Source organism: Pseudomonas sp. P116 (genome assembly GCF_020149425.1).
Classification (GTDB): Bacteria; Pseudomonadota; Gammaproteobacteria; order Pseudomonadales; family Pseudomonadaceae; genus Aquipseudomonas; species Aquipseudomonas anatoliensis.
The window spans coordinates 209,609-221,324 of record NZ_JACVHB010000005.1 but is presented as its reverse complement, the minus strand read 5'-3'; the positions used below and the strand labels follow the sequence as shown (position 1 = coordinate 221,324).

The 11,716-nt window shown below is 60.6% G+C and carries 8 protein-coding genes; 3 read left to right on the top strand and 5 right to left on the bottom strand.

The features are described from left to right. Both parC and ICA15_RS18395 read left to right on the top strand, forming a co-directional pair. Positions 1 to 2,265: a DNA topoisomerase IV subunit A gene (gene parC / locus ICA15_RS18400; RefSeq protein WP_150602656.1), complete on the top strand. Its 2,265-nt coding sequence runs from the start codon at positions 1 to 3 to the stop codon at positions 2,263 to 2,265. Positions 2,266 to 2,441: 176 nt separating this feature from the next. Beyond that, positions 2,442 to 3,155: a membrane integrity-associated transporter subunit PqiC gene (locus ICA15_RS18395; RefSeq protein WP_210554270.1), complete on the top strand. Its 714-nt coding sequence runs from the start codon at positions 2,442 to 2,444 to the stop codon at positions 3,153 to 3,155. Positions 3,156 to 3,413: 258 nt separating this feature from the next. Here ICA15_RS18395 and ICA15_RS18390 read toward each other — a convergent pair whose 3' ends face one another. Next, positions 3,414 to 4,937: an AhpA/YtjB family protein gene (locus tag ICA15_RS18390; RefSeq protein WP_210554269.1), complete on the bottom strand. Its 1,524-nt coding sequence runs from the start codon at positions 4,935 to 4,937 to the stop codon at positions 3,414 to 3,416. 134 nt (positions 4,938 to 5,071) lie between these two features. Between ICA15_RS18390 and serB the strand changes: the two genes are divergently transcribed. Then, positions 5,072 to 6,286, top strand: coding sequence for a phosphoserine phosphatase SerB (serB, locus tag ICA15_RS18385; RefSeq protein ID WP_150617558.1), 1,215 nt, complete (start codon positions 5,072 to 5,074; stop codon positions 6,284 to 6,286). Positions 6,287 to 6,450: 164 nt separating this feature from the next. Here the strand turns inward: serB and ICA15_RS18380 are convergent, their stop codons facing one another. The 4 genes from ICA15_RS18380 to ICA15_RS18365 form a co-directional block, all read right to left on the bottom strand. Further along, positions 6,451 to 8,205, bottom strand: coding sequence for a molecular chaperone (locus tag ICA15_RS18380; RefSeq protein WP_210554268.1), 1,755 nt, complete (start codon positions 8,203 to 8,205; stop codon positions 6,451 to 6,453). 150 nt (positions 8,206 to 8,355) lie between these two features. Then, on the bottom strand, positions 8,356 to 9,216 hold the full coding sequence (asd, locus tag ICA15_RS18375) for an archaetidylserine decarboxylase (protein ID WP_150602651.1): 861 nt from the start codon (positions 9,214 to 9,216) through the stop codon (positions 8,356 to 8,358). An 18-nt stretch (positions 9,217 to 9,234) separates the two neighbouring features. Further along, entirely contained in the window at positions 9,235 to 10,050 is an 816-nt protein-coding gene (rhdA, locus tag ICA15_RS18370) for a rhodanese-like domain-containing protein (protein ID WP_210554267.1), read from the bottom strand. Between the two features lie 42 nt (positions 10,051 to 10,092). Continuing rightward, a complete protein-coding gene (locus ICA15_RS18365) occupies positions 10,093 to 11,631 on the bottom strand; it encodes an HDOD domain-containing protein (RefSeq protein WP_210554266.1) in 1,539 nt (512 codons plus the stop codon). Positions 11,632 to 11,716: the final 85 nt, after the last annotated feature.

Below are 11,716 nucleotides of genomic sequence, written 5' to 3'. Positions count from 1 at the left end.
ATGAGCAATCCCCTTGATCTTAGCCTGGACGGTGTTGAACGCCGCTCGCTGGCTGACTTCACCGAAAGTGCCTACCTCAACTACTCCATGTACGTGATCATGGACCGTGCCCTGCCGCATATCGGCGACGGCCTGAAACCGGTACAGCGGCGGATCATCTACGCGATGAGCGAGTTGGGCCTGGACGCCGATTCCAAGCACAAGAAATCGGCGCGTACCGTCGGCGACGTGCTCGGCAAGTTCCACCCGCACGGCGACTCGGCGTGCTACGAAGCGATGGTGCTGATGGCCCAGCCGTTCAGCTATCGCTACACGCTGGTCGACGGCCAGGGCAACTGGGGTGCGCCGGATGATCCCAAATCCTTCGCGGCCATGCGTTACACCGAAGCGCGTTTGTCGCGCTATTCCGAAGTGCTGCTCAGCGAGCTGGGCCAGGGCACCGCGGACTGGGGCCCGAACTTCGACGGCACCCTGCAGGAGCCGCTGGTGTTGCCGGCGCGCCTGCCAAACATTTTGCTCAACGGCACCACCGGTATCGCCGTGGGCATGGCCACCGACGTACCGCCGCACAACCTGCGCGAAGTCGCGACCGCGTGCGTGCGCTTGCTCGATGAACCCAAAGCCACGGTCGAACAGCTCTGCGAACACATTCAGGGCCCGGATTATCCGACCGAAGCGGAAATCATCACACCGCGCGCCGACCTGCTGAAAATGTACGAAACCGGCAAGGGCTCGGTGCGCATGCGCGCCGTGTACCACGTCGAGGACGGCGACATCATCGTCACCGCGCTGCCGCATCAGGTCTCCGGGGCCAAAGTGCTGGAGCAGATCGCCGCGCTGATGCAGGCCAAACCGTCGAAAGCGCCGCAGATTGCTGACCTGCGTGACGAGTCCGACCACGAAAACCCGTGCCGCATCGTGATCATTCCGGTCAACAGCCGCGTCGATCACGAAGCATTGATGCAGCATCTGTTCGCCAGCACCGAGCTGGAGTCGACCTACCGGGTCAACGTCAACATCATCGGTCTGGATGGCAAGCCGCAGCTGAAAAACCTGCGCGCATTGCTGGTCGAATGGCTGGAATTCCGCGTGCAGACCGTGCGTCGCCGCCTGCAATTCCGCCTCGACAAGGTCGAGCGTCGCTTGCACCTGTTGGACGGTTTGTTGATTGCCTACCTCAACCTGGATGAAGTGATTCACATCATCCGTACCGAGGAACACCCGAAGCTCAAGCTGATCGAGCGTTTCGCCCTCAGCGAAATCCAGGCTGACTACATTCTCGACACCCGTCTGCGTCAATTGGCGCGACTGGAAGAGATGAAGCTGCGCGACGAGCAGGACGAACTGCTCAAGGAGCAAGCCAAGCTGCAAGCCCTGCTGGGCAGCGAAGCCAAGTTGAAGAAACTGGTGCGCACCGAGCTGATCAAGGATGCAGAGACCTATGGCGACGACCGCCGCTCGCCAATCGTCGAGCGCGCCGAAGCCAAAGCGCTGACCGAACACGATCTGCTGCCGAACGAGAAAGTCACTGTCGTGCTCTCGGAAAAAGGCTGGATCCGTTCTGCCAAGGGTCACGACATCGACGCCACCGGCCTGTCTTACAAGGCTGGCGACGGCTTCAAGACCTCGGCGGCGGGACGTTCCAACCAGTCTGCCGTGGTGATTGACTCCACCGGCCGTAGCTATTCGGTCGCTGCGCACACGTTGCCGTCGGCGCGTGGCCAGGGCGAACCGTTGACCGGACGTCTGACACCACCACCGGGTGCGACGTTTGAATGTGTGCTGATGCCCGAAGACGATGCGTTGTACGTGATCGCCTCCGACGCCGGTTATGGCTTCGTGGTTAAAGGTGAAGACCTGCAAGCCAAGAACAAGGCCGGCAAGGCGCTGTTGAGCCTGCCGAACAACGCTAAAGTCATCGCGCCACGGCCGGTGGCTGATCGTGAGCACAACTGGCTGGCCTCGGTCACGACCGAAGGTCGCCTGCTGATCTTCAAAATCAGCGATCTGCCACAATTAGGTAAGGGCAAAGGCAACAAGATCATCGGTATTCCCGGTGAGCGTGTCGCCAGTCGCGAAGAATATGTCACGGACATCGCGGTCATTCCGGAAGGCTCCACCCTGGTGTTGCAGGCCGGAAAACGCACGTTGTCGCTGAAGGCCGACGACCTCGAACACTACAAAGGTGAGCGCGGACGTCGTGGTAACAAGCTTCCGCGTGGCTTCCAGCGGGTCGATGCGCTGCTCGTCGAAAACCTCAATTAGGCGTCCTAGAGAGCTCGATCTACGATTTAACGCGTAGATCGACGCTTTGGCGCTGGAGTCGGAACGCATATTCACGGATGATATGGCCTTTCAAGCGCCGGCGTGGCCGAGCGTTCTTCATATTTATTGAGTATTTTCACTGTGGTCAGCTTTGTGGCGGCCACCTGGACGGGATGATGACTGCGCTGCGCCTTCCACTTATTTTGTTACTCGCTGGCGTTCTTGGCCTGGCGGGTTGCAGCGTTCGCCAGCCGGTGTCGCTGTATCAACTGGACAGCGGAAGTCCGGTTCAGCCCGCGCAAAGCGCGGGCATGGCGGTTTTACTGGGCCCGGTAGTCGTAGCCGATTACCTGCAACGTGAGACCCTGTTGCAACGTCAGCCGGATGGCAGCCTGCAAGCGGCGACCGATGGTCGTTGGGCTGGTAGCCTTTCGTCGGATATTGATCAGTTGCTGATGCGTCAGGTTTCCGGTCATCTGGACAGCCAGCGTGTCGTTCTGGCACCGGCCACTGGCGGGTTCACCCCGGATGTGCAGGTGTTGCTGACCATCACGCGTCTGGACTCCGGTGCGAAGCAACCGGCGATTCTCGATGCGCAATGGCGCTTGATCGACCGTCGCGGCAAGGTGCGCGATAACCGCATTGTTCATCTGCAAGAGTTGCATCTGGGAAGCACGGCGTCGCAAGTGAAGGCGCAAGGCATTCTGTTGCAGCGTCTGGCCGAGCAACTGTCGGTAGCGCTCAAGCCATTGGCCAATCAGCCTCCTGTGGCGGAAGCACCGCGTAAAGCGGCGCAGAAACCCGCAGCGCGGGCCGAGGAAGCCGAGAAGCAGCCGAAGATCCCGATGGCATCGCCGATTCGTACAGACATGGAAGTGTTTCGCTTCTAAGGCTGGATCGAGTCAAGACAGAGCCCGCCTTGTGCGGGCTTTGTTGTGTCTGGACGAACGAATAACACACGCGAACCCTGTAGGAGCTGCCGAAGGCTGCGATCTTTTGATCTGGTCTTCAGGATCAAGATCAAAAGATCGCAGCTCGCCGCAGCTCCTACACGATCCGATTCCGCGTTCGAAGATCCTTTCAGGTGACCACAAAAAAGCCCGCAGACAATCACTCGTCTGCGGGCTTCTGTGTATCAGGGCTAGGGCTTAAGCCCGACGCTCATGCATCCGCGCCAGTTGCCGCTCCAGCATTGATGGATAAGGCTCCATCAACCGCTCTACGCAGCAAGCGCCCTCAGGGCTGGCAATCGGTCGGATCCGCGCACGCTGACGGATCAGCGCGTCGTCACTGATCTTGCGCTCGACCAGCAGCAGGTTGCGGCTGTGTTGCGACAGGGCCAGGGCATCCTGCGCCGAATCAGTCAGCAGCAGATCGATCTGGCTCAAACCGAACAACTCATCGCCAAGGGTCAGGCCCAGCTGCAATTGCAGAGTGATGCCGCTGTCGGCGACTTCGATTTGCAACTGATGACCCAGTGCGCGCAGCAATTCGCCGCAGCAGATCGCGTTGGTCAGGTAGTCGTCGCCGCTGTCTTCGGTGTGGAACAGCATCAGCGTGCTGCCGTCGTTCAGGGTTTCGATTTCGCCCTGGTACAACGAAGCGGCTTGATCCAGACAGTCGCGGTAGCGCGCCTGCAATTCTTCCAGACGTGCCCGAGGCAAACGGCGCAGTTGCTCTTGCGAGCCCAATTGCACCGCCAGCACGGCGGTGTGTTGCGGTACGTTCGGCGTCGCTTTGCGCACGGCCGGTGGCGCGACAGCAGTCAAAGACTCGTCGCGCAGGTCGGCGAACGCGTCGTCGTCATCATCGTCTTCGACGGTGCTGACCACATGGCGCGGAGCAGGCTTGTGCGCGGCCAACGGACGGGTTTCGTCAAAGCTCGGGTCGCGCAGATTGCGCACTTCGAACTCCGGCTCGTCGTCCTCGTCCTCGTCCTCGTCCTCGAATTCAGGTTCTGGCTCAGGCTCGGGCGCAGGTTCCGGCGCGTAGTTGGCGTGCAGCTGACGGGCCAGATCGCCAATTTCATCCTGACGCTCTATGCCCGGCGTGTGCTCGTCGATCCGGCGCAGCCAGACGCGTAATTGCAGCAACGGTGTGGACAGATAGCGGCCCATGCGCAGGCTCAAGGCCAGCGACAGCGCCAACAGAATTGCACTGAGAATGCCCATGCTCTGCAAGCTGATGGTCATCGGCTGCTGGAATTGATCCATGTCCAGACTGATGCGCAGTTGCCCGGCAGTCACGTCCTGGAACGTGATCTTGCTCTCGTACATGCCCTCGGCTTCGCCTAACAGACTGTGCTTGGGGCGCTGACCGGATTCGGCGAGGATGCGGTTATCCACGCTATAGATAGCCGCGTGGGCCACCAGTTTGTTCTTGGTCAGGTTATTGAGCAGCACGTTGAGGCTGAGGATGTCGTTGGACACCAACAGCTCCGTGGCGGAGGTGGCGGTCTGCGTGGTCAGGCTTTCGCCCAGCGCATCGGCCTGCTCGTGCATGGCCTGCTTGAATTGCAAACCCATCACGCCGGCATAGATCACCAGGGCCAGAGCGACCAGGATCACGTTATGGCTGGCAATGCGCAATGCAATCGGTACACGGCGGTGGCGCAGTGCACGGAAGATCAGCAGGAAGAAGTTATCGGTTTTAACTGGCGTAGGCCGGTTCACTGAGCTCGGCTCTTTTGTCCGTGAAGTTGACGCGCAGTATAGCGACAGGCCCTAGACCGGCAAAGCGCTCGCTGTGCCCGATGGTCACTGAAAGTGGGTAGAATGCGGTTTTTTTCCAGTTGCGGGGGTGCGCGTTGCGCGAAATCGTCCTGATTAACATCACGGGAGTCGACCGTCCGGGTCTGACGGCGGCCATTACCGGTGTTCTGGCCCAAGGTGGCGTGAACATTCTCGACATCGGTCAGGCGGTGATCCACGACACCCTGTCGTTCGGCATCCTGGTTGAAATTCCCGACTCCGAGCAAGGCAAATCCGTGCTCAAGGACATCCTGTTCAAGGGCTACGAGCTCGACCAGCAGGTGCGCTTCACTCCGGTGTCGGAAGAGGATTACCAGCAATGGGTAGGTAATCAGGGCAAGAAACGCCACATCGTCACCCTGTTGACCCGCAAAGTGACGGCCGGCCAATTGCAGGCTGTCAGTTCGATCACTGCCAAATACGGCCTGAACATCGATCACATTGACCGTCTGTCGGGTCGCATGCCGCTGGACACCCCGGCCGACAAGGGCAAGGGCTGCATCGAGTTTTCCGTGCGTGGCGAAGCGGCCGATCCGCAGGCGTTGCGTGCTGAATTCCTCAGTGTCGCGCAGGAACTGAACGTCGACATCGCCTTCCAGGAAGATTCGCTGTTCCGCCGTAACCGTCGCCTGGCGGTGTTCGACATGGACTCGACGCTGATTGAAGCCGAAGTCATCGACGAACTGGCCAAGGCCGCCGGTGTTGGCGAGCAGGTTTCGCAGATCACCGAGCGCGCCATGGCCGGCGAACTGGATTTCCGTGAGAGTTTCAAAGAGCGTCTGGCGTTGCTAAAAGGCCTCGACGTCAGCGTGCTGGATTCGATCGGTGCTTCGCTGCGCCTGACCGAAGGCGCCGAAACCCTGTTCGCCGAACTCAAGCGTCTGGGCTACAAGACCGCCATCCTGTCTGGCGGCTTCACCTACTTCGCCAAGCAGTTGCAGGCCAAGCTCGGCATCGATTACGTGTTCGCCAACGAACTGGAAGTGGTCGACGGCAAGTGCACCGGCGTGGCAATCGAGCCGATTGTCGATGCGCAGCGCAAGGCTGATCTGCTGAAAGAGTTGGCGCACAAGGAAGGTTTGCGTCTGGAGCAAACCATCGCGGTCGGCGACGGCGCGAATGACCTGCCGATGCTGGCGATTGCCGGGTTGGGTGTGGCGTTCCGCGCCAAACCGCTGGTCAAACAGTCGGCGAAACAGGCGATCTCGACCTTGGGTCTGGATGGCGTGCTGTATCTGCTGGGTTTCCGCGATCGCGACGGGCAGCTGTGATTTAACGATCAAAAGATCGCAGCCTGCGGCAGCTCCTACAGGGGATGGGTATTGCCTCTGTATTTGCTGTGAACTAAAGATCAAAAGATCGCAGCCTGCGGCAGCTCCTGCACAGGAATTTGTATTTCCCTGTAGGAGCTGCCGAAGGCTGCGATCTTTTGTTTTTAAAGCGACTTCCAAAGAGAATCAAAATCCTCCTCGCTCCCGCCATTCTGCGCGGCCTCCAGCGAGCGATAAGCAAACTGATTGAAGCTGTGCGTACTCGCCACCCGTCGATCCAGACCGGCGCGGTGTTCTTCGCCCTGGGTGTTGATCAGCACTTTGCTGCCTTCCTGAAACGGCAAGCGTGGTGCCAGTAACGTTGCTGGCAGATCGATCGCGCTGATCTGCGGCAACAGCAATCCGCGTAAGTAATGGCTGTGATCGTCCCGCGAGCGCACCAGTTGCAGGCCGCACGGCTCGGCATGCGGTGCCACCAATTCGATGCCCATCTGCGTACCGCTGCCGCGCACCTGACGAATCCAGCGAATCACCGCAATGCTCCAGCCAAGACTCACACTGTCCTGAATCCCGAGCATTTCTCCGGCCTGCAGCTCGGTGGGCACCTCTTGCGGCCAGCCCAGGCAATATCCGCCGGGGCTGTGATTGATTACCGGCAACGCATAAGTCGGGTAGTGCGGCGTGCTGTCGGTGCTGTTTTCGTCCTCGACCAGACGGTCGTACTGGATTTCCTCGTAGGGTAAAAACTCGTCAGCCTTGCTCTGCGGCGCTGCGTCGAACGCCTGGCTCCAACTGTCCTTTTCACCCTTGGCCACCACGTTGTTGAAGTTTGCCGCACGGGCGCCGGGATGTTTCAGCAGATCGCTGAACGTACGCTCGCCGCCCAGGAAGAAGTGCAGGGCGCTCATGCCGACACACACGGTCAGGTTGCCCTGACCCACGGTGCGCTGGAAACTGCGCTCGGCCGCCTGACCCCAGGTCGCGTGCAAATGTTGCAGAGTGTCGAAACTGAGCCCCGCCGGGACGGCCAGCGGCGTCGAGGTGTGCTGGCGCAGTAGGTGCGCTTCGATGGCATTCACCAATAGCTGAGGATCAAAGCCGAGCAGTCCGGCCTTTTGCTCGTTGCGGAACATACTGCGATAGCGCGGGCCGGCGTCGATTTCAGCGCTGACCGCAAACAAGCCATCGTTCGGGCTGCCGGGATGGAGCTTGAGCAGTGCGCTCCACGGCTCCAGGACTTCCGCGAGTCGGGCGATCTGGTTCTGGCGCAGTTGATTGCAACGGGCACTGCCCAATAACAGTGTGGCGAGGTAAGTCTGTTCGACGCTCAGTTCGGTTGTCAGGCTGGCGAGATCATCGTGTACGCGACGTTGTTGCAGCTGCAATGCACACGCGGTGCGATACAGCTGATGCAGCTCGAACCACAGATGCTCTGGCGGCGAGCCGTACAACTGCGTCGCGCGCACCAGTTGGCCTTTGAGTGCATGGGTCGCCCGTTGCAGGGCCAGGCTGACCAATGCCGCACGATCCTTGCTGTATTTCGGCGCGATGCGCAGCACGATCTGCTTGTAGCCGATGGCCAGATGACTTTGCAGTGCCTGACACAAGTTGCTGATCTTGCGTGAACGCTCGTCGAGCATGATCGCCTGATGCAGAAAGTGCCGCTCCAGATGCTGGCAGACGAAATACACCTCGGGACGCAGCAGCTCCAGCAGTTGCAGGCGATTGTCGCTGGGGGTCAGCAATAGGTTGAGTTCGCCGAGGCCCTGGTACAACTGACGGGCAGTTTCGCCGATGTTGGCCTTGGGCAGGCCGGCGATCCAGCGCTTGAGATCGCGCGGGGTGGCTTCGCAAAACGACAGGCGCGTTTGCGTCGGGGTGGTGGCGCGTAGTTGCGGAGGAGAGATGGTTTGGCTCATGCCAAAAACCATAGCAGCAAATGAAGGTGCTGGCCTTTAACCTGTAGGAGCTGCCGAAGGCTGCGATCTTTTGATCTTGCTTGTAAAAAACAAAATCAAAAGATCGCAGCCTTCGGCAGCTCCTACAGGGGATCGGCGTGTTTCGTCGGATCAGGCTTTCGGCAGTGCCAGGCCCTGGCCCATTTGCACTGGCGAACCGGCAACCAGTTCTTCAGCCCACTTCACTTGATCAGGGCCGAACAGCACGATCGCGGTAGAACCCAGCTTGAAGCGCCCCAGTTCCGCGCCTTTTTCCAGATGAATCGGTGCACGGGCGGCTTCGTCGTAGCGGAAGGTTTTCAGCTCACGCTTGGGCGGCGTGACCAGACCGGCCCAGACGGTTTCGATCGAAGCAACGATCATTGCGCCGACCAGCACGACAGCCATCGGCCCGCGCTCGGTGTCGAAAATGCACGCCACACGCTCGTTGCGGGCGAACAATTCCGGGACGTTTTCGGCGGTGGTCTGGTTGACCGAGAAGATTCGGCCGGGGATATAAACCATTTCGCGCAGGGTGCCGGCCAGCGGCATGTGCACGCGGTGGTAGTCCTTCGGCGACAGGTAAACAGTCGCGAACTCGCCGCCCATGAACGGCGCCGCATTGGCCGCGTCACCGCCGAGCAGCTCCAGCACGCTGAAACTGTGGCCCTTGGCCTGGAACACGCGACCGTGTTCGATCGGGCCGAGTTGGCTGATCGCGCCGTCTGCCGGGCTGAGGATCGCGCCCGGGGTTTCGTCCAGCGGCCGCGCGCCGTCTTTCAGGGCACGGGTAAAGAAGGCGTTGAAGTGCTCGTAAGCGGTTACGTCTTCAACCAGCGCTTGCGACATGTCGACTTGATAGCGCTTGGCGAACCAGGTGGTGAAGGCATTCTTGAACCAGGGCACGCGGCACTCGGCGATGCAGCCGGCCAGGCGCGACAGCAGGTGATGAGGCAGCAGGTACTGGCTGAGGATAAACAGACGCTCTTTCATTAGTTGTCCTTAAAAACCTTAAATCTCGACTGGCGTGTCAGGGTGGTTGCCCCATTCGCCCCAGGAACCGGCGTAGCCTTTGACCCGCGGATAACCGAGGGACTTGGCCACCAGATAGGTGAAGCCCGACCGGTGATGGGTCTGGCAGTGGGTAATGATTTCTTTGTCCTTGGTGATCCCCAGGTCTTCGAGGATCTGCGGCATGTCAGTGCGAATGCGCAACTGACGCGCCTTGTCCATGCCGGCAGTCCACTCGAAATTGACCGCGCCGGGAATATGGCCTGCCTTGGCAGCCAAAACCTTCTCGCCGGAATACTCCAGCGGCCCGCGTGCATCCCAGATCGCCAGATCGGCAGCGCCGAGACGGCTTTGCAGGTATTCGCGAGTGGCGGTCGGCTCTTCATGCAGCGTCAGTGCGACCGGCCCACCGACGGCGGGTGGCACCTGGATCGACATCGGCGAACCTTCCGCCAGCCACGCCGGCAGACCGCCATCTATATAGTGATACTTGTCGTGACCGATCACGTCGAGCAGCCAGATGAAGCGCCCGGCCCAGCCACCGCCCTCGTCGTCGTAGACCACGTAGACCGCGTCCTTGCGGTGCCCCAGCTCACCGAACAACGCTTCCAGATCGGCTTTCGCCGGCATCAGGCCCGGTGCTGGCGGTTGGCCGAGCTGGGTGCGTTTCGGATCGACAAAGCGTGCGCCGGGCAGATGACCTTCGGCATAGCGGGCGGGACTGGTCAGGTCCACCAGGATGAGTTCGCTGGCATCGAGGCGAGAGAGCAGGTCGCTCGGTTCGATAACGAGCGGCAAGCCAGAGAAGTCAGACATGTGAGGTCTCCAGAGCACAAAGGGGGGGATTGTAGCGCAGCCTCATCGGCCACGGCTGCTAAAGCTGTGCAGGGCTTTTTCGATGCACTGCGCGGTTTTGCCAAAGGCTTGCACGGTGATATCGGCGAACGGCCCGCCGCCCTGATCGGCGACGACGATCATGATCACCCGACCGTTATTGACCAGTGAACGCAGGAACAGATGCTCGCCACGGAACAACGTGCGCAGACCCGCCGGCAACAACGCGGAGAATTGCGCGTTGTTCTCTGGATTGATCCGCACCTGTGCCTGCTGCGCGAGCAGTCGTTGCAGGACCTTGCTCTGGCTGACGACGAAATTCAGCGCCGCAGCTTCTTTCGGCAGGCCAACGGTTTGATGCACGCGCAAGTTCGACTGCGTGCGATCAGCCATCAGGATCATCACCCGCCGCATGCCGCTGGCCACCAGCGCGTCGCGGGCGGCGACGGTCAGGCTCATGGCATTGGTGAAGCGACTCGGCTCGGCCAGCAGTTCGGCGCATTGCCGGCGCCACTGGGTCAAATCTTCGGCATTGGGCGCCGCCGCAGGCAGCATGCCAGCGGGCAGGCGACGCGTACCCCACGGCCACAGCAACGACACGGCCGGGTGCCACAGGTCAGGCATCGCATGCTGACGCGCACTGTTGGCGGCTTGCTGGTGCAGCTGTTGTTGCACCTCGTCCATCGAAATCTGTAGATAAAGACTGGTCAGGTACTGCCAGCGCTCGCTGTGCGGGCTGTCCCACGCCTGCTGCGCCGACAGCGCCAGGCCGTTGGCCAGCAACACGGTATTGGCTGGCTGATTGAGCCATCGGCGCAGGGTCGGGTCCTCATCGAGTCGGTTTTGCTGGCGCAGCGGATGCTCGCTGTCGCGGGCGATGCGCAACACTTTGACCAGTTCTCGGTGCTCGCTGAGCAACAGTTTATAGCCCTGTTGCACCCAGATTGGCAGGTGCCAGACGGCCACCAGTGCTTGCGCGATTGCCAGCAGACGCACGCCAAACAATTGCTTCTCGACGGTGCGTGCCGATTCGCCCTTGTGGATCACCCGCAGCTCCCACTCTTCAAGCAATTGCGGGTAAGTCAGCGCCAGCGGCCACAGCGGCGAGAGGAACAACAGGCTACCCCAATGAATGTCCTGCCACAGCCGCGCCAGGCGACTGGCAAAAAAACCGTTGGCCTGTTGCGTGGCGTGCTGGCTGATCATTTGCAGTTGGCGCAGGGCCTTGGGGATCTGCATCTGCGGAACGGCGGGCAGGCGCGCGAGCAATTCTTCGGTGCGGGCGAGGCCGAGGCGATTGATCGCCACTTCGAGATTTTCTGCCGGCGTGGCCATGTTGCCGTGGGTGTGACGATTGGCCTCACGGATGATGCTCAAGGCCAGCGCCGGGCTGTCTTGCATCAGGTCGGCGATGTCGCGAAGCGAGCTGCGATTGTCGCGGATCGCGCGGCAGACCTTGTCGTGCGCCTCCTGCGGTACGGGCAGTAGAACGCTGTCGAGCAGTTTTACCCAGCCGTCGAGTGTGGTCGGTTGTGCGTGTGGGACGTTCGTTTCATTAGCCATGTCTGGACAAGATCTTCACTGACTGTAGACGCGCCCGGCATGGGCTAAATTGGCTTTTCGCCTGAACTGGCTATAGTCTGGCGCA

Excerpts from the sequence above, each read along its gene's own strand:
- parC (WP_150602656.1), top strand. The coding sequence starts at position 1 with ATGAGCAATCCCCTTGATCTTAGCCTGGACGGTGTTGAACGCCGCTCG.
- ICA15_RS18395 (WP_210554270.1), top strand. The coding sequence starts at position 2,442 with ATGACTGCGCTGCGCCTTCCACTTATTTTGTTACTCGCTGGCGTTCTT.
- ICA15_RS18380 (WP_210554268.1), bottom strand. The coding sequence starts at position 8,205 with ATGAGCCAAACCATCTCTCCTCCGCAACTACGCGCCACCACCCCGACG.
- asd (WP_150602651.1), bottom strand. The coding sequence starts at position 9,216 with ATGAAAGAGCGTCTGTTTATCCTCAGCCAGTACCTGCTGCCTCATCAC.
- rhdA (WP_210554267.1), bottom strand. The coding sequence starts at position 10,050 with ATGTCTGACTTCTCTGGCTTGCCGCTCGTTATCGAACCGAGCGACCTG.
- ICA15_RS18365 (WP_210554266.1), bottom strand. The coding sequence starts at position 11,631 with ATGGCTAATGAAACGAACGTCCCACACGCACAACCGACCACACTCGAC.